The organism is Pseudomonas sp. EZ-C24 (assembly GCF_014525325.1).
Taxonomy (GTDB): domain Bacteria; phylum Pseudomonadota; class Gammaproteobacteria; order Pseudomonadales; family Pseudomonadaceae; genus Aquipseudomonas; species Aquipseudomonas shirazensis.
On record NZ_JACDIU010000035.1, the window covers coordinates 1 to 17155 of the forward strand.

General features: G+C 62.6%; 15 protein-coding genes. 9 read left to right on the forward strand and 6 right to left on the reverse strand.

Annotation, left to right across the window (positions count from 1 at the left end; all coding sequences use genetic code 11):
- Positions 1–25: 25 nt before the first annotated feature.
- The 4 genes from IDM28_RS23010 to aspA form a co-directional block, all read right to left on the reverse strand.
- Positions 26–1129 (reverse strand): polyamine ABC transporter substrate-binding protein, encoded by a 1104-nt coding sequence (locus IDM28_RS23010; protein ID WP_188036941.1) that lies wholly within the window; start codon positions 1127–1129, stop codon positions 26–28.
- Between the two features lie 2 nt (positions 1130–1131).
- A complete protein-coding gene (locus tag IDM28_RS23015) occupies positions 1132–2172 on the reverse strand; it encodes a histone deacetylase family protein (protein WP_101322837.1) in 1041 nt (346 codons plus the stop codon).
- 116 nt (positions 2173–2288) lie between these two features.
- Entirely contained in the window at positions 2289–3281 is a 993-nt protein-coding gene (locus IDM28_RS23020; protein ID WP_188036942.1) for an AraC family transcriptional regulator, read from the reverse strand.
- 179 nt (positions 3282–3460) lie between these two features.
- Positions 3461–4885 carry an aspartate ammonia-lyase gene (aspA, locus tag IDM28_RS23025; RefSeq protein ID WP_101322839.1) on the reverse strand — a complete coding sequence of 475 codons (1425 nt, stop codon included), beginning with the start codon at positions 4883–4885 and terminating at the stop codon, positions 3461–3463.
- A gap of 180 nt (positions 4886–5065) precedes the next feature.
- On the opposite strand from aspA, the gene IDM28_RS23030 reads away from it, so the two are divergent.
- From IDM28_RS23030 to IDM28_RS23050, 5 genes are all read left to right on the forward strand, one after another.
- The gene (locus tag IDM28_RS23030; RefSeq protein WP_101322840.1) at positions 5066–5995 is read left to right on the forward strand and encodes a LysR substrate-binding domain-containing protein; all 930 of its coding nucleotides are present in this window, start codon (positions 5066–5068) and stop codon (positions 5993–5995) included.
- Between the two features lie 174 nt (positions 5996–6169).
- Positions 6170–6661, forward strand: a complete 492-nt coding sequence (gene purE, locus IDM28_RS23035) for a 5-(carboxyamino)imidazole ribonucleotide mutase (RefSeq protein WP_101322841.1) — start codon at positions 6170–6172, stop codon at positions 6659–6661.
- A gap of 10 nt (positions 6662–6671) precedes the next feature.
- Positions 6672–7754, forward strand: a complete 1083-nt coding sequence (locus tag IDM28_RS23040; RefSeq protein WP_188036943.1) for a 5-(carboxyamino)imidazole ribonucleotide synthase — start codon at positions 6672–6674, stop codon at positions 7752–7754.
- A 97-nt stretch (positions 7755–7851) separates the two neighbouring features.
- Positions 7852–8097 (forward strand): GlsB/YeaQ/YmgE family stress response membrane protein, encoded by a 246-nt coding sequence (locus IDM28_RS23045; RefSeq protein ID WP_101322843.1) that lies wholly within the window; start codon positions 7852–7854, stop codon positions 8095–8097.
- 49 nt (positions 8098–8146) lie between these two features.
- Positions 8147–8680 carry a DUF3299 domain-containing protein gene (locus IDM28_RS23050; RefSeq protein WP_181088500.1) on the forward strand — a complete coding sequence of 178 codons (534 nt, stop codon included), beginning with the start codon at positions 8147–8149 and terminating at the stop codon, positions 8678–8680.
- Between the two features lie 171 nt (positions 8681–8851).
- Here the strand turns inward: IDM28_RS23050 and IDM28_RS23055 are convergent, their stop codons facing one another.
- Complete coding sequence (locus IDM28_RS23055) at positions 8852–9751, reverse strand: D-hexose-6-phosphate mutarotase (protein ID WP_188036944.1); 900 nt, start codon at positions 9749–9751, stop codon at positions 8852–8854.
- 70 nt (positions 9752–9821) lie between these two features.
- Positions 9822–10220: an acyl-CoA thioesterase gene (locus IDM28_RS23060; protein ID WP_101322846.1), complete on the reverse strand. Its 399-nt coding sequence runs from the start codon at positions 10218–10220 to the stop codon at positions 9822–9824.
- Positions 10221–10573: 353 nt separating this feature from the next.
- Between IDM28_RS23060 and IDM28_RS23065 the strand changes: the two genes are divergently transcribed.
- The 4 genes from IDM28_RS23065 (at position 10574) to pstA (ending at position 17137) form a co-directional block, all read left to right on the forward strand.
- Positions 10574–11863 (forward strand): MFS transporter, encoded by a 1290-nt coding sequence (locus tag IDM28_RS23065; protein WP_150570346.1) that lies wholly within the window; start codon positions 10574–10576, stop codon positions 11861–11863.
- Between the two features lie 161 nt (positions 11864–12024).
- Positions 12025–13023: a phosphate ABC transporter substrate-binding protein PstS gene (locus IDM28_RS23070; protein ID WP_150573458.1), complete on the forward strand. Its 999-nt coding sequence runs from the start codon at positions 12025–12027 to the stop codon at positions 13021–13023.
- 137 nt (positions 13024–13160) lie between these two features.
- Positions 13161–15449: an ABC transporter permease subunit gene (locus tag IDM28_RS23075; RefSeq protein WP_262500194.1), complete on the forward strand. Its 2289-nt coding sequence runs from the start codon at positions 13161–13163 to the stop codon at positions 15447–15449.
- 17 nt (positions 15450–15466) lie between these two features.
- Entirely contained in the window at positions 15467–17137 is a 1671-nt protein-coding gene (gene pstA, locus IDM28_RS23080) for a phosphate ABC transporter permease PstA (RefSeq protein ID WP_188036945.1), read from the forward strand.
- The last annotated feature ends 18 nt before the right edge of the window (positions 17138–17155 follow it).

Sequence of the window (17155 nt, forward strand, 5' to 3'; positions counted from 1 at the left end):
GAGCGGCGTGATGGCCCGAATGCTATCAGGTACCAGATTTGATCCGGGTCCAGGCGCGGGTCCGGGCTCGCTCGGCATCGCGCGCCAAGGGCTTGAGGGTGTACAGCGTTTGCATCGCCTCAGCCGTCGGGTACAGGTTGGGGTTGTTGCGAATCGCCGCGCTGACCTTCTCGGTAGCGTCTTTATTGGGGTTGGGGTAACCGACAAAGTCGCTGATTGGCGCGATCACTTCCGGGCGCAGCAGGTAGTTGATGAACGCATGCGCGTCATCGGCGTTGGCGGCATTCTTCGGAATCGCCAGCATGTCGAACCAGATCGGCGCGCCTTCTTTCGGCAGGCGCATATCCACGACTACGCCATTGTTGGCTTCCCGGGCACGGTTGGCGGCCTGGGAGAAGCTGCCGGAATAGCCGACCGCGACGCAGATATCGCCATTGGCGATGTCAGCCATGTACTTCGAGGAATGGAAGTAGGTGATATACGGGCGAATCTTAAGCAGCAACGCTTCGGCCTTCTTGTAGTCCTCGGCCTTGTTGCTGTTGGGGTCCAGGCCCAGGTACTTCAGCGCCAGCGGCAGCACCTCGGACGGCGAGTCGAGCACGGCCACGCCGCACTGCTTGAGCTTGGCCAGGTTTTCTTCCTTGAAGATCAGGTCCCAGCTTTCCACCGGCGCGTTGTCGCCCAGCGCTGCCTTGACCTTGGCCGGGTTGAAGCCGATCAGCACGGTGCCATACATATAGGGCACGGCGTACTTGTTGCCGGGGTCATTGGCTTCGATCAGCTTCATCAAGGCCGGGTCGAGGTGCTGCCAGTTGGGCAGTTTGCTGCGGTCCAGCGGCTGGAACACGCCGGCCTCGATCTGCTTGGCCAGGAACACGTTGGACGGCACTACTACGTCATAGCCCGAGTTGCCGGTCAGCAGCTTGGCTTCAAGCGCTTCGTTGGTGTCGAAGATGTCGTAGATCAGTTTGACCTGGCTGTCTTTCTGGAAATCAGTGAGGGTCTGCGGGGTGATGTAGTCGAACCAGTTGTACACGCGCAACGTGCGCTGTTCGGCCTGAGCCTGAATTGTGCTGCTGAGCAGGCCAACGGCGAGCAGCGGGGCGAGCATGTGCTTGAGGGTGATCATGGTCAGGCTCCTGGCTGGGCACGCTGGAAACCTTCCAGCACGTTGACTGCGTTGATGCCGATTTCTTCCACAGCGTAGCCACCTTCCATCACGAACAAGGTCGGCTTGCCCAGCCGTGCAATGTGCTCGCCCATCTCCAGGTAATCCGGGCTGTCGAGTTTGAACTGCGAAATCGGGTCATCCTTGAACGTATCGACGCCAAGCGAGATCACCAGCACATCCGGTGCATAGCGGGCGATGCGCTCGCAGGCCGCCACCAGCGCCTGCTTCCACGCCGTCCAATCACTTCCGGCGGGCAGCGGATAATTGATGTTGCAGCCCTCGCCGGGGCCTTCGCCAAGCTCATCGGCATAGCCGAGGAAGAACGGAAATTCGTCCTGCGGGTCGCCGTGGATCGAGGCGAAGAACACGTCGTCACGCCTGTAGAAGATGTCTTGAGTGCCGTTGCCGTGGTGATAGTCGACGTCAAGGATCGCCACTTTGTTGTGGCCCTGGTCGAGGAATGCCTGGGCGGCGATGGCGGCGTTGTTCAGGTAGCAGTAACCGCCCATGACTTCGCTGGCGGCATGGTGGCCCGGTGGCCGGCACAGCGCAAAGGCGGCATGGGCGCCTTGCTGGATGGCGTCCTGGGCGGTGAGGGCGACCTGCGCAGCGCTGTAGGCGGCCTGCCAGGTGCCGGCGGTAATCGGTGCACCGGCATCGAAGCTGTAGTAACCCAGCTCACCATGCAGCCCCGTCGGTTTGACCTGGCGCAGAGTGCGCGCCGGCCAGGTGAATGGCAGCAGGTCGCCGTCGTGGCCCAGTGCGGCCCAGCGTGCCCAGGCGCCTTCGAAGAAATTCAGGTAGTCGGCGCTGTGGATGCGCTGCAACGGTGCGCGGCCAAAGTCGCGAGGCGCCTGTACCGGGCCAAGATTGCGCGCCTTGACCCGCTCAAGCACATGATCGGCGCGCGAAGGCATCTCGAAGCAGGGCATCAGCTGCCCGTCGATCAGCTCGCAACGGCCGTGGTGCAGGCGGTGATCATCGGAATAGATCGTCAGCATTTTGTTGTTCTCCGAAGTAACTGGCGTGACCCATTGTCAGGGGCGGGCAGCTGAGGGAGAACGGCAGGCATGGCCAAAAGGGGATCAATGTGGCCAAGCTCGCTGGCCACGCTGGGCTAACCGCGAAAGTGGCTCGGCGCTACACCGCTCCAGCGTTGAAAGGCATGGCGGAAACTCGCCGTCTCGCTGAAGCCGAGGGTTTCGGCGATTCGATAGATGGGCATCTGGTCCTCGGCGAGCAATTGCTTGGCACGCTCGAAGCGCAGGTTGTCGAGGATCTGCTGGTAGCTGCTGCCCAGCAATTGCAGGTGCCGGCGCAGGGTCCGCGAGGAGCAGTTCATCTGCCGTGCCAGGCCTTCCAGCCCGGGTGCAGCATCCAGTTGCTGCAGCAACAGCTGGCGAATCCGCCCCAGCCAGGCCTGGCGCCCGGTGAACTCCAGGTTCAGCTGGCGGCAGCGCTCGCTCATGGCCTTGTGGGTAATCGGGTCGGCCAGCGGCAGCGGCGTGTCCAGCCAGCGCCGCTCGAAGGCGAAAGCGTTGTCACGGGCGGCAAAGCCCAGCGGGCAGTCGAAAGTCTCGGCATACAGCCCGTGATAGCCAGGCGCTGGCTGAGCGAAGCGGGCCGCCAGCAACGGCAGCGGCTGGCCGAGCAAGTCTTCGCAGATGGTTTTCAGTGATACCAGGCAGAATTCGGCATTGAAGCTGGCTAAGGCCGGGCTGTCGGCATAGTCACTGGCACTCAGCCACAGCCGCTGGCCATCTTCGATCAGGCGCAGGCTGAACACGGTGCCCAACAACGCCGGGTAGCGCAGCGCCAGGCGCAGGGCGTCACCCAAAGTGGCACTGGAGAGCAAGGCGTAACCGAGCATGCCGTAGCACGACACATGCATGCGCCGGCCGAGCTCCAGGCCGATGTCCTCGCGCCGGGCCACGGCGTTGGCACACACCTGCAATTCCTGCTGGGTGGTGATGCGCGCATCGGCATGGCCAAGGTCGGCCGGGCCAATGCCGCTGCCGGCCAGCAGGCTCGAGGCGTCGTTATGCTCTTCCTGAAAAACCTTGAGGATCAGCGAAACGGCATTGAGGGTGGTCAGGTGGCTGTGCAGCATGCTCGTCTATCCCGTGGCTTGGGAGGGATTAGCGAGCAAGTTGTGTGCCGCACCGCAGGCTGATACCCCGCGGCGGCAAAGCGCAGATAAAAAAAGGGCCCGATGCATGCGCTCGGGCCCTTGAAAGGTCGAGAGGTGTCTAGTCCCTCAAACCTGGTGAGACGGGTTACAGCAGCCGGTTATGCCTTGAGTGGCACCAGGCGTGGAGCAATCATGTTTTCCGGACGCAGGATGTCGTTGAGCATCGCTTCGTCGAGCAGCTTCTCTTCACGCACCAGTTCCAGTACGCCGCGGCCTGTTTCCAAGGCGATGCGGGCGATACGGGTGGCGTTTTCGTAGCCGATGTACGGGTTCAGTGCGGTGACCAGGCCGATCGAGTGCTCGACCAGTTCACGGCAACGTTGTTCGTTGGCAGTGATGTCGACGATGCAGTGCTCGCGCAGCATGTCCATGGCGCGCTGGAGCAGGCGGATCGAGTCGAAGATCTTGTAGGCGATCAGCGGCTCCATCACGTTCAGCTGCAGCTGGCCACCTTCGGCAGCGATGGTCAGGGCGAGGTCGTTGCCCATGATCGCGAAGGCGACCTGGTTGACCGCTTCCGGGATAACCGGGTTGACCTTGCCGGGCATGATCGAGCTGCCTGGCTGACGCGCTGGCAGGTTGATCTCGTTGATGCCGGTACGTGGGCCGCTGGACAGCAGGCGCAGGTCGTTGCAGATCTTCGACAGCTTGACCGCAGTACGCTTGAGCATGCCCGAGAACAGCACGAAGGCGCCCATGTCGGAAGTCGCTTCGATCAGGTCGGCAGCCGGTACCAGTGGCTGGCCGCTGATGGCCGCCAGGCGCTGCACGGCGAGCATCTGGTAGCCCGGGTCGGCGTTGATGCCGGTGCCGATGGCGGTGCCGCCGAGGTTGATTTCGGTGAGCAGCTCAGGTGCCAGCGAGCGCAGACGGTTGAGGTCTTCGGTCATGGTCGTGGCGAAGGCGCGGAATTCCTGACCGAGGGTCATCGGTACGGCGTCCTGCAGCTGGGTGCGGCCCATCTTCAGTACGTGGTTGAATTCCTGACCTTTGGCAGCGAAGGCCTGGATCAGGCTGTCGAGGCTGGCCAGCAGAGCGTCGTGACCCAGCAGCAGACCCAGACGGATCGCAGTCGGGTAGGCGTCGTTGGTCGACTGCGCCATGTTCACGTCGTTGTTCGGGTGCAGGTACTGGTATTCGCCCTTCTGGTGACCCATGGCCTCCAGCGCGATGTTGGCGATGACTTCGTTGGCGTTCATGTTGGTAGAAGTACCAGCACCGCCTTGAATCATGTCGACCACGAACTGCTCGTGGTAGTCACCACGGATCAGGCGGGCGCAAGCCTCGCTGATCGCAGCATGCTTGGCATCGCTCAGGTGCCCCAGCTCACGGTTGGCATCAGCAGCAGCCTGCTTGACCATCGCCAGGCCGACTACCAGTTTCGGGTAGTGCGACAGCGGGACGCCGGAGAGGTGGAAGTTGTTGGCAGCGCGCAAAGTCTGGATGCCGTAGTAGGCATCAGCAGGGACTTCAAGGGTACCAAGCAGATCTTTTTCGACGCGGAACGATGCAGCGGAGGACATGATAGATATCATCTCGAGTTTGACCCGGCACCTGCCGGAATGCCGCCAATCCTAGGCTGGAGCGCATTTGTCGGCCAATGCTGTTAGGCGCTATCCTATGCACAAACGGCATAATGATTGATGTGACGTCAACTGACATTCGAGCGTGTTCCATTTTGGTGCATGCCGGGAGATGGCTGCATGAACCTAGAAAGCAAATGGCTGGAAGATTTCAGCGCGCTGGCCTCGACGCGCAGTTTTTCGCAGGCGGCCGAGCGTCGCTTCGTTACCCAGCCTGCATTCAGCCGGCGCATCCGCAGCCTTGAAGCGGCACTCGGGCTGACCCTGGTAAACCGCTCGCGCACGCCGATCGAGCTGACTGAAGCCGGGCAGCTGTTTCTGGTCACGGCGCGCACTGTTGTCGACCAATTAAGCGAAGTTCTCCGCCATTTGCATCATTTAGAAGGCGGGCAGGGCGAGGTTATCCAGGTGGCTGCGGCGCACTCACTGGCTTCGGGGTTCTTCCCACGCTGGGTGGCCCAGTTGCGCAACGACGGCCTCAACATCGCCACCCGGCTGGTCGCGACCAACGTCGGTGATGCCGTGCACGCCCTGCGCGAAGGCGGCTGTGACCTGATGCTGGCCTTCTACGACCCGGACGCTGCGCTGCAGATGGATGCCGAGATCTTCCCGTCACTGCACATGGGCACCACCGAGATGCTGCCGGTTTGCGCAGTCGGGCCGGATGGTCAGCCACTGTTCGACCTGGAAGGTGAAAACAGCGTGCCGTTGCTGGCCTACAGCGCCGGGGCGTTTCTGGGCCGTTCGGTGAGCCTGCTGCTGCGTCAGCGCAACCTGCGCTACACCACCGTTTATGAAACGGCGATGGCCGACAGCCTCAAGAGCATGGCCCTGGAAGGCATGGGCGTGGCCTGGGTGCCGCGCCTGTCGATGCAGGGTGAGCTGGCCCGCGGCGAGCTGGCGGTATGCGGCAGCAGTGCCTGGCATGTGCCGCTGGAGATCCGCCTGTACCGCTGCGCACTGGTGCGCAAGGCCAACGTAAGGCTGCTGTGGCGCAAACTGGAAGGCGGCACAGTTGACCCGAAAGTCAGCCAAACCCCCGAAAAATAGGCTCGACAGTTGGTCGCCAGGGGTGCCGGGATGCGCTTGCGTTACGTTATACTGCGCGGCCCCTGGACCGGATAGATATTCCGGTCGTGATCAGCATACAAGCCACGCCGGTCGTCCCGCGTGGCTTGTTGTTTTTTGACGCGCCTGCGGGCGCACAAGCGAAGAGGCTCGACGATGAGTGCACTGGTTGGCGTGATCATGGGCTCCAAGTCCGATTGGTCCACCCTTAGCCACACCGCCGATATGCTGGAAAAACTCGGCATTCCCTACGAAGTGAAGGTGGTTTCTGCCCACCGTACTCCGGATCTGCTGTTCCAGTATGCCGATGAGGCCGATGGCCGTGGCATCGAGGTGATCATCGCCGGTGCTGGTGGCGCTGCCCACCTGCCAGGCATGTGCGCCGCCAAGACCCACCTGCCGGTACTCGGCGTGCCGGTCCAGTCGGCCATGCTCTCGGGCGTCGACTCGCTGCTGTCGATCGTGCAGATGCCGGCCGGCGTACCGGTCGCGACCCTGGCCATCGGCAAGGCTGGCGCGATCAACGCCGCGCTGCTGTCGGCGAGCATCCTCGGTGCCAAGTACCCGCAGTTCCACGCAGCGCTCAAGCAGTTCCGCGTAGAGCAGACCGAAACCGTCCTGGACAATCCTGACCCGCGTCAGGTTTGAGGCTTAGCACATGAAGATCGGTGTAATCGGTGGCGGCCAGTTGGGCCGCATGCTGGCCCTGGCGGGTACTCCGCTGGGCATGAACTTCGCATTTCTCGACCCGGCCCCGGACGCCTGCGCCGCGCCGCTCGGCGAGCATCTGCGGGCTGACTATGGCGACCAGGACCACCTGCGCCAGTTGGCCGACGAAGTCGACCTGGTAACCTTCGAGTTCGAAAGCGTCCCGGCCGAAACCGTGGCTTTCCTCTCGCAGTTCGTGCCGGTGTACCCGAGCGCCGAAGCGCTGCGCATCGCACGCGACCGTCTGTTCGAGAAGAGCATGTTCCGCGACCTGGGTATCCCGACCCCAGCCTTCGCCGACATCCTCTCGCAGGCTGACCTCGACGCGGCTGTCGCCAGCATCGGCCTGCCGGCCGTGCTCAAGACCCGTACCCTGGGTTACGACGGCAAGGGCCAGAAGGTGCTGCGCACAGTTGCAGATGTGGTCGGTACCTTTGCCGAGCTGGGCAGCGTGCCGTGCCTGCTCGAGGGCTTCGTGCCGTTCACTGGCGAAGTGTCGCTGGTGGCGGTGCGTGGTCGCGATGGCGAAACGCGCTTCTACCCGCTGGTGCACAACACCCACGACAACGGCATTCTGCGCCTGTCGGTCGCCAGTGAAGACCACCCGTTGCAGTCGCTGGCCGAAGACTACGTTGGCCGCGTGCTCAAGCAGCTCGACTATGTCGGCGTGATGGCGTTCGAGTTCTTCGAAGTCGACGGTGGCCTCAAGGCCAACGAAATCGCCCCGCGCGTGCACAACTCCGGGCACTGGACCATCGAAGGCGCCGAGTGCAGCCAGTTCCAGAACCACCTGCGGGCCATCGCCGGCCTGCCGTTGGGTTCAACTGCCAAGGTCGGTGAGAGCGCCATGCTCAACTTCATCGGTGAAGTGCCGGCGGTGGACAAGATCGTTGCGGTCGACGACTGCCACCTGCATCACTACGGCAAGGCCTTCAAGGCCGGGCGCAAGGTCGGCCACGCCACTCTGCGCTGCGCCGACATGGCCAGCCTGCATGAGAAAATCGCCGAAGTAGAGGCGTTGATCGCAGGCTGAGGGAACCTCTGCCGGTTGCCTGCCCTCTGAGATGGCAACATGCCAAAGCGCTGTCTAGGCTTTGGCATGCCTCATCTTCAAATGCAGAGGGATTGCCATGGGCATCATCGGAACCATTTTCATCGGCCTCATCGTTGGCTTGCTGGCGCGCTTCATCAAGCCAGGCGACGACAGCATGGGCTGGATCATGACCATCCTCCTGGGTATCGCAGGCTCCCTGCTGGCGACCTACGGCGGCCAGGCACTGGGCATCTATCAGGCCGGTCAGGCTGCAGGCTTCTTCGGTGCGCTGGTTGGCGCCGTGGTCCTGCTGGTGATCTACGGCATGATCAAGAAACGCTGATTGCACGGTAGAATGCTCGGCAATTCTCCCCGAGTTGCCGAGCGTTCTCATGCGTGCGTTGTTCCTCCTTCCCCTCCTGCTGGCCAGCACCCTGGCCCATGCCGAGCTGCCCGAAACCGACTGGTTGGAACTGATGCCCAAGTCGGACCAACTGGCGCTGGAGCAGATGCCAGAAATCGACCACGACTCGCCTGAAGCTACCGGTACCTTTACCGACAAGGGCGGCCTCAAGCAGAGCAAAGGCTTGCCGGCAGTGATGTACTCGAGCAAGACCGTGCCGGCCATGAACGGCAAGCAGATTCGCCTCGGTGGTTATCCGGTGCCGCTGGAAAGCGACGCCAAGGGCAATAGCACGTTGTTCTTCCTGGTGCCGTATCCAGGCGCCTGCATCCACGTACCACCGCCACCGCCCAATCAGTTGGTGCTGGTGCGCTATCCGAAAGGTCTGAAGATCGACGATATCTACACACCGCTGTGGGTCAGCGGGCGTCTGCAGGTGGAAAAGGTCAGCAATGATCTGGCGGATGCTGCCTATGCGTTGGAGGCCAAGCAGGTGCGGGTCGTGGAAGATGCGGACCTGTGATGTAGGCCACCAGGATATTTGCAGCACCGCAGAATTTTGGGGCCGCTTCGCAGCCCTTTCGCGACACAAGGCCGCTCCTACAGGGATCGCGCACTACCTGGCAACGCGGTCCCTTGTAGGAGCGGCCTTGTGTCGCGAAATGAGGGCGCAGCCCTCACCGGGGCCAGCAGATCAGAGCGTTTCGCTGGCGATCTGAACGCTCAAGACATTGCGCTCACCAGGCTTGAGCTCAACAACGTCATCCCAGACATTCGCCGTCTCGATGCACAGCATGCGCTGCCAGCCATCGTCTGCCATGTCCGGCAATTCGCGGGCGCGGTCGGTCCAGGGGTTCCAGATCACCGCCGAGCGCGAGCCGCTGCTGGTCAGGCTAATCCGTCGCTGCCAGTGCGGGTCGACAATGCTTAGCTGCTCAGGGCTATCGAGGTAGATGCGGTCGGTTTCGCCGCTGAACGCCAGCGCGCCCTGCTGCGTGCGCTGCTCCCAGTCAGCCAGGGTTTCGATGTAGCTCAGCCCTGCAACACCCTCGACCTGCGCCTGGCGCACATCGCTTACGGCAAAGTAGCTGTGCAAGGCCTGGCTGATGGTGACGCTGTCATCCCCGAGGTTGTGACTGGTGAGGGTGACACTGAGCTGCGCGCCAACTTCGATCAGCAGTTTGAGCTCGACCTTGTGCGGCCAGCCCGGCAGTTCGCCGTTGGCAGCCTCAGGCAGCGAGAATTGGATCTGGACCGTTTCGCCAACCTGCTCGATGCCCAGCAACTGCCAGTCCCGGCCACGCACCAGCCCATGAGCCGGGGCCTCTGTGCCGCTGTACATTTTTTGAACAGGCTGTGGGTTACGTTGCAGGTTGCCAAACCACGGCCAGCATACCGGAACCCCGGCACGCACCGATTTGCCCTGACGAAACAGCGCTTGTTCACTCAACCACAGCAGCGGCGGTTGGCCGATGCGCTGGTAGCTGAGAATCTGCGCGCCTTGCTGAGCAATCAGCAGTTCCGCCTGCGGGCAGCTGACGCGCCAGCAAGCAAGCTCGCCGTGGGTTTCGGTTTCGACCTGAAAGTTAGCCATACGCTCATCTCGTTGTTTGCACCTGGGTTTTCGACCCTGTGCTGTGCAACGAGTTTAACCCCGGCGTGGCTCAGCGACGAGGGACCGAGCGGGTGCGGCCACTGCCATCGATGGCGACGAACACGAACACCGCCTCGGTGACCTTGCGCCATTCGCTGGACAGCGGGTCGTCGCTCCACACTTCGACCATCATCTGGATCGAGCTGCGGCCGATTTCCACCGTTTGGGTGTAGAACGACAGTTGCGCGCCAACCGCCACCGGGACCAGAAAGGCCATGCGGTCGATAGCTACGGTTGCCACCCGGCCACCGGCAACGCGGCTGGCCATGGCGGTACCGGCGAGGTCCATCTGCGCGACCAGCCAGCCGCCGAAGATATCGCCAAAGCCATTGGTTTCGCGGGGCAACGCGGTGATCTGCAGAGCCAAATCGCCTTGCGGAATAGGATCTTCTTGTTCGAGCTCAATCATGCCGTGGGGCCTCTGACCCGTGACGCTTCGTTGGTTGGCGCAATCAAGGTCGCCGTGAAAACGATCAGCTCATACTACGCTGATTTCGTTTTGGAGGGCGGCCGCAGGGAAACTCTGCGAAACCGCCTGAGCATAATGACCGGCGTTTTCGCACAACATCCCACAACGGGAGCATTCTTTTCATTCGAATGGGCAGTATATAGACGCCTGCCGCCAGGCACGACCATGCATTGATGAATATCGAGAGAGTTTTTCTGCCGCTATGAGCGCCGGCAGGCAATTTGTTATCTTCCTCCCTCAACTATCCAGAAGCCGCGTTACAAGCGGCCTGCACGTCCTACAAGAGACCTCCGATGACCTCCGTGCCGAGCAGTATCGAGCAGCCTTCGCGGCCGCTGACCCGCAGTGACTACAAGACGCTCTCGCTGTCCGCCCTGGGCGGGGCGCTGGAGTTCTACGATTTCATCATCTTCGTGTTCTTTGCCACCGTGGTCGGCAAGCTGTTCTTTCCGCCGGACATGCCCGAATGGCTGCGTCTGATGCAGACCTTCGGCATCTTTGCCGCGGGTTACCTGGCCCGGCCCTTGGGCGGCATCATCATGGCGCACTTCGGTGACCTGCTCGGGCGCAAGAAGATGTTCACCCTGAGCATCTTCATGATGGCTCTGCCGACGCTGATCATGGGCCTGCTGCCGACCTACGCGCAGATCGGCCTGTGGGCGCCGATCCTGTTGCTGCTGATGCGGGTGATCCAGGGCGCGGCGATTGGCGGGGAAGTGCCCGGCGCCTGGGTGTTCGTCTCCGAGCACGTGCCGGCGCGCAATACCGGCTACGCTTGCGGCACCCTGACCGCCGGGCTGACCGCGGGCATCTTGCTCGGCTCGCTGGTGGCAACCCTGATCAACACCGTCTACACCCCGGTGGAAGTGGCCGATTACGCCTGGCGCATCCCGTTCCTGGTCGGCGGTGTATTCGGCCTGTTCTCGGTGTACCTGCGCCGCTGGCTGCACGAAACCCCGGTGTTCGCCGAGATGCAGCAACGCAAGGCCCTCGCCGAAGAGCTGCCGCTGCGGGCAGTGCTGCGTGACCACCGTGGCGCGATCGTGCTGTCGATGCTGCTGACCTGGCTGCTGTCGGCAGGCATCGTGGTCGTCATCCTGATGACCCCGGCGCTGCTGCAGACGCTGTACCAGGTCAGCGCGCTGGATTCGCTCAAGGCCAACAGCGTGGCCATCGTCCTGCTCAGCCTGGGTTGCATTGCCGCCGGTAGCCTGGCCGACCGCTTCGGTGCCGGGCGTGTGTTGGTGATCGGCAGCCTGGCGCTGCTGGCCAGCTCGTGGAGCTTCTACCACAGCCTGCCCAACCACCCCGAGCTGCTGTTCCCGCTGTATGCGGTCACCGGTCTGTGCGTGGGCGTGATTGGCGCGGTGCCGTATGTGATGGTCAAGGCGTTTCCAGCGGCGGTGCGCTTCAGCGGCTTGTCGTTCTCCTACAATGTCGCCTATGCGATCTTCGGCGGGCTGACGCCGATGGCGGTGACCGGTCTGTTGAAGATCAGCCCGATGGCGCCGGCTTACTACGTGGCGGTGCTGTGCACGGTCGGCCTGCTGGTGGGCTTGTATCTGCTGGCGAAAAAACGCTGACAAAGGCGTTTCAACTCGAGCAAAAGTGAAAGGCCATCTCGCGGGTGCGATGATGGCCTTTCATCCAATTGTCACATTGAAGTCATAGAGTGTTCATGCGCCCTGCAGATACTGGGGCCCGTTCCATCCAGCACACCCCCTATTCCTGCTAGGAGCAAGGCATGAAACTGAAGCGTTTGATGGCGGCCCTCACGTTCGTCGCCGCTGGCGTTGCAACCGCCAACGCGGTGGCCGCTGTCGACCCAGCGATCCCGACTTACACCAAGACCACCGGTGTATCGGGCAACCTCTCCAGCGTCGGTTCCGATACTTTGGCGAACCTGATGACTCTGTGGGCCGAGGCCTACAAGAAGGAATACCCCAACGTAAACATCCAGATTCAGGCTGCCGGCTCCTCGACTGCGCCACCCGCGCTGACCGAAGGCACCGCCAACCTCGGCCCGATGAGCCGCAAGATGAAGGACGTCGAGCTGCAGGCCTTCGAGCAGAAGTACGGCTACAAGCCAACTGCTATCCCAGTCGCGGTCGACGCCCTGGCAGTCTTCGTGCACAAGGACAACCCGATCAAGGGCCTGACCATGGCGCAGGTCGATGCGGTGTTCTCGTCGACGCGCCTGTGCGGTGCCAAGGCCGACGTGAAAACCTGGGGCGACCTCGGTGTGACCGGCGACCTGGCCAACAAGCCGGTGCAGCTGTTCGGTCGCAACTCGGTATCCGGCACCTACGGCTACTTCAAGGAAGAAGCCCTGTGCAAAGGCGACTTCAAGCCTAACGTCAATGAGCAGCCTGGTTCGGCTTCGGTGGTACAGTCGATCAGCAGCTCGCTGAACGGCATTGGCTACTCGGGCATCGGCTACAAGACTGCCAGCGTCAAGACCGTGCCGCTGGCCAAGAAAGAAGGTGGCGAGTTCATCGAAGACAACGAAGAGAACGCCCTCAACGGCAAGTACCCGCTGTCGCGCTTCCTCTACGTCTATGTCAACAAGGCGCCGAACAAGCCGCTGGCTCCGCTCGACGCCGAGTTCATCAAGCTGGTGCTGTCGCAAGCAGGCCAGCAGGTTGTAGTAAAAGATGGCTACATCCCGCTGCCGGCCAAGGTAGCTGCCAAGGCGCTGGCTGATCTGGGCCTGTCGCATGCCGGCAACGTTGCCAAGCATTAAGTAACACTGGACGGGGTTGGCCTGCGGGCCGGCCCTGTCAGCTATTTTCGGTCCGGCGCCAGGCTTACTGTGCGGCGGGCTTTGTTGCGTCAACGCACTGTCATGTTTTTGTAATATGGGACCGCTAGGGTGTGCGCATGAATGATCTGGCCAACTCCACCATGAGCGACAAGGCTCCGCCGGTGCGCATTGACTTCAATACGCCCGAGTTGCAACGCAAGCGCCGCATGCGCGCCCTCAAAGATCGCCTGACCCGCTGGTATGTACTGGTGGGCGGGCTTGCCGTGCTTGCGGCGATCACCTTGATCTTCTTCTATCTGGCTTACGTGGTGCTGCCGCTGTTCCAGGGCGCCGAGCTGACCCGCAAGCAGGCGTTGCAGCCCACCTGGCTGCAGCAGGATGCCGGCAAGCCGCTGTTGATCGCGCTTGAAGAACAAAACCTGGTTGGCCTGCGCGTGTCCGACCAAGGTCAGGCGTTGTTCTTCGACAGCAAGACCGGTGCCGAGCTGAAACGTGTTGACCTGCCAGTCCCGGCCGCTGCGCACGTGACCTCGATCAGCGCTGATCAACCGGGCAGCCCGCTGATCGTGCTGGGTCTGTCCAACGGTCAGGCACTGGTGTTCAGTCACACCTACAAGGTCACCTACCCGGACAACAAGAAGACCATCAACCCGGGCATCGACTTCCCTTACGGCGAGACGCCATTCGTGCTCGATAGCGCAGGCCGCGCGCTGGAACATGTCAACGTCAGTCTCAATGGTGAGTCGCTGATCCTGGCCGGCTCGCACGGCTCGCAGTTGCTGGTCAGCCAGCTGACCCGCGAAGAAAACATGATGACCGGCGAGGTCAGCAGCGAGCAGACCAGCATCGACCTGCCGCAGATGACCGAAACGGTCAAAGCGATCTATGTCGACCCGCGTCAGCAGTGGCTGTATGTGGTCAACGGTCGCGCCCAGGCCGATGTGTTCAGCCTGCGCGACAAGAATCTCAACGGTCGCTACAAGCTGCTCGAAGACGGCCAGGCAGAAATCACCGCGAGCACCCAGCTGGTGGGCGGTATCTCGCTGATCTTTGGTGATTCCAAGGGTGGCCTGAGCCAGTGGTTCATGGCCCGCGACCCGGATGGCGAGTCGCGCTTGAAACTGATCCGCAGCTTCCAGCTCGGTACCGCGCCTGTGGTGCAGATCGACGCCGAAGAGCGCCGCAAGGGCTTCATTGCTCTGGACAGCGCCGGCCAGCTGGGCGTGTTCCACAGCACCGCGCACCGCACCTTGCTGGTCGAGCCAGTTGCCGATGGCGCAGGCATTCTGGCCCTGTCGCCGCGCGCCAACCGCATCATCATCGAGCAAGGCGGCAAACTGCTGCCGTTGAGCCTGAAGAACCCGCACCCGGAAGTGTCCTGGAGCGCGCTGTGGGGCAAGGTCTGGTACGAGAACTACGAGGAGCCGAAGTACGTCTGGCAGTCGACTGCCTCGAACACCGACTTCGAGCCCAAGCTGAGCCTGTCGCCACTGACCTTCGGCACCCTCAAGGCAGCCTTCTACGCGATGATTCTGGCGGCACCGCTGGCCATCGCTGCTGCGATCTACACCGCCTACTTCATGGCTCCGGGCATGCGCCGCAAGGTCAAGCCGGTGATCGAGTTGATGGAGGCGATGCCGACGGTGATTCTCGGCTTCTTCGCCGGTCTGTTCCTCGCGCCGTACCTGGAAGCGCACTTGCCGGGCGTGTTCAGCCTGTTCCTGCTGATGCCATTGGGTATTCTTCTGGCCGGCTTTGGCTGGAGCCGCCTGCCTGAGTCGATCCGCCTGCGCGTGCCGGACGGCTGGGAAGCCGCGATCCTGCTGCCGGTGATCCTCTTCACTGGCTGGCTGTCGCTGTCCATGAGCCCGTTCCTCGAGAGCTGGTTCTTCGGCGGCGACATGCGCCTGTGGATCAGCAATGACCTGGGCATCACCTACGACCAGCGCAACGCCCTGGTGGTCGGTATCGCGATGGGCTTTGCGGTCATCCCGAACATCTACTCGATCGCCGAAGACGCCGTGTTCAGCGTGCCGCGCAGCCTGACCCTGGGTTCGCTGGCGCTGGGCGCAACGCCCTGGCAGACCCTCACCCGAGTGGTGATTCTGACGGCCAGCCCGGGGATCTTCTCGGCGCTGATGATCGGCATGGGCCGCGCAGTCGGCGAAACCATGATCGTGCTGATGGCCACCGGCAACACGCCGGTGATGGAGATGAACCTGTTCGAAGGCATGCGCACCCTCGCGGCCAACGTCGCGGTGGAAATGCCGGAGTCGGAAGTCGGCGGCAGCCACTACCGGGTACTGTTCCTCGCCGCGCTGGTGCTGCTGATGTTCACCTTTGTGATGAACACCCTGGCCGAGCTGATTCGTCAGCGTCTGCGCAAGAAATACTCGTCGCTTTGATAGAAAGGTAGAGATCCGTGAAAAAGGATTCCCTCAAAGGCTGGTTCAAGAGCGGCGCTCCCGGCGTTTGGATCAGCGGTGGCGCCGTCGCCATCGCCGTGATCATGACCGTTGGCCTGCTGGCGGTGATCGCCGTGCGCGGCCTTGGCCACTTCTGGCCGGCCGACGTGATCCAGGCCACCTACAAGGTGCCAGGGCAGGCCGAGCACATCGTCGTCGGCGAAGTAGTGCAGCAGGAACAGGTACCCCTGGCGCGGCTCAAGGGCGCTGGCCTGCCAGTGCCGGACAACGGCCCGGAATTCATGACTCGGGAGCTGATCAAGGTCGGCAACCGCGACATCAATGGCAGCGACTTCACCTGGGTGGTCGGCGACTGGCTGGTCGATCAGACCGCCCCGGCGGACTTGATCGCCTTGGAGCGCCGCGAGTGGGGCAACTTCTATGGCTACCTGGTTAGCGTCAAGCAGGACGGCCAGGTAGTGGCCCAGGGCGATGCGGCCTGGGGCGAACTGCAAGCCCGCCTGAAACGCGCGAGCGACCTTGCCGGCGAGCTTCAAGACCTTGAGAAGAAAGACATCGGTGCCATCAACCATGGCCTTGAACGCTTGCGCCTGCAGAGCCGCAAGCTGGAGCTGGCGGGCAAGCTGGACGCCACCGCGCAGGCCGACCTTGAGTCCGAGCGTGCCGAGCTGAACAGCCGCTACAAGGCCATCGAAGAACGCCTCGGCGCGCTGCACCGCGATTTCAGCCGGGACAGCCTGGTGGTGCGCGATGGCAATGGCCGCGAGCTGGAGATCAACCTCGACAAGGTCGTGCATGCCTATCAGCCGAACGGCATGGGCATCGTTACCAAGCTGGGCACCTATTTCGCCAAAGTGTGGGAATTCCTCAGCGACGACCCGCGTGAGGCAAACACCGAGGGCGGGATCTTCCCGGCCATCTTCGGCACGGTGATGATGACCCTGATCATGGCCATCATCGTCACCCCGTTCGGTGTGCTCGCGGCGGTCTATCTGCGTGAATACGCCCGGCAGGGCCCGGTCACCCGGCTGATCCGCATCGCCGTGAACAACCTCGCCGGCGTCCCGGCGATCGTCTACGGCGTGTTTGGCCTGGGCTTCTTTGTCTACGTGCTGGGCGGCTCGATCGACCGGCTGTTCTTCCCGGAAGCGTTGCCAGCGCCGACCTTGGGTACCCCGGGCCTGCTCTGGGCATCGCTGACCCTGGCGTTGCTGGCCGTGCCGGTAGTGATCGTGGCCACTGAAGAAGGCTTGGCGCGAATCCCGCGGACCCTGCGCGAAGGCTCGCTGGCGCTCGGTGCGACCAAATCCGAGACGCTGTGGAAGATCGTGCTGCCGATGGCCAGCCCGGCGATGATGACCGGCATGATCCTCGCCGTCGCCCGCGCCGCTGGCGAAGTTGCGCCGCTGATGCTGGTGGGGGTGGTCAAGCTGGCGCCGACGCTGCCGGTCAACGGCAACTACCCTTATCTGCACCTTGATCAGAAGATCATGCACCTGGGCTTCCACATCTACGACGTCGGCTTCCAGAGCCCCAACGTCGAAGCCGCGCGGCCGCTGGTGTACGCCACCGCGTTGCTGCTGGTGCTGGTGATTGCCACGCTCAACCTGTCGGCGGTGTGGATGCGTAACCACCTGCGCGAGAAGTACAAGGCGCTCGACCACTGATTCAGCTTCACGCCACAA

Excerpts from the sequence above, each read along its gene's own strand:
- IDM28_RS23010 (WP_188036941.1), bottom strand. The coding sequence starts at position 1,129 with ATGATCACCCTCAAGCACATGCTCGCCCCGCTGCTCGCCGTTGGCCTG.
- IDM28_RS23015 (WP_101322837.1), bottom strand. The coding sequence starts at position 2,172 with ATGCTGACGATCTATTCCGATGATCACCGCCTGCACCACGGCCGTTGC.
- IDM28_RS23020 (WP_188036942.1), bottom strand. The coding sequence starts at position 3,281 with ATGCTGCACAGCCACCTGACCACCCTCAATGCCGTTTCGCTGATCCTC.
- aspA (WP_101322839.1), bottom strand. The coding sequence starts at position 4,885 with ATGTCCTCCGCTGCATCGTTCCGCGTCGAAAAAGATCTGCTTGGTACC.
- IDM28_RS23030 (WP_101322840.1), top strand. The coding sequence starts at position 5,066 with ATGAACCTAGAAAGCAAATGGCTGGAAGATTTCAGCGCGCTGGCCTCG.
- purE (WP_101322841.1), top strand. The coding sequence starts at position 6,170 with ATGAGTGCACTGGTTGGCGTGATCATGGGCTCCAAGTCCGATTGGTCC.
- IDM28_RS23040 (WP_188036943.1), top strand. The coding sequence starts at position 6,672 with ATGAAGATCGGTGTAATCGGTGGCGGCCAGTTGGGCCGCATGCTGGCC.
- IDM28_RS23045 (WP_101322843.1), top strand. The coding sequence starts at position 7,852 with ATGGGCATCATCGGAACCATTTTCATCGGCCTCATCGTTGGCTTGCTG.
- IDM28_RS23050 (WP_181088500.1), top strand. The coding sequence starts at position 8,147 with ATGCGTGCGTTGTTCCTCCTTCCCCTCCTGCTGGCCAGCACCCTGGCC.
- IDM28_RS23055 (WP_188036944.1), bottom strand. The coding sequence starts at position 9,751 with ATGGCTAACTTTCAGGTCGAAACCGAAACCCACGGCGAGCTTGCTTGC.
- IDM28_RS23060 (WP_101322846.1), bottom strand. The coding sequence starts at position 10,220 with ATGATTGAGCTCGAACAAGAAGATCCTATTCCGCAAGGCGATTTGGCT.
- IDM28_RS23065 (WP_150570346.1), top strand. The coding sequence starts at position 10,574 with ATGACCTCCGTGCCGAGCAGTATCGAGCAGCCTTCGCGGCCGCTGACC.
- IDM28_RS23070 (WP_150573458.1), top strand. The coding sequence starts at position 12,025 with ATGAAACTGAAGCGTTTGATGGCGGCCCTCACGTTCGTCGCCGCTGGC.
- IDM28_RS23075 (WP_262500194.1), top strand. The coding sequence starts at position 13,161 with ATGAATGATCTGGCCAACTCCACCATGAGCGACAAGGCTCCGCCGGTG.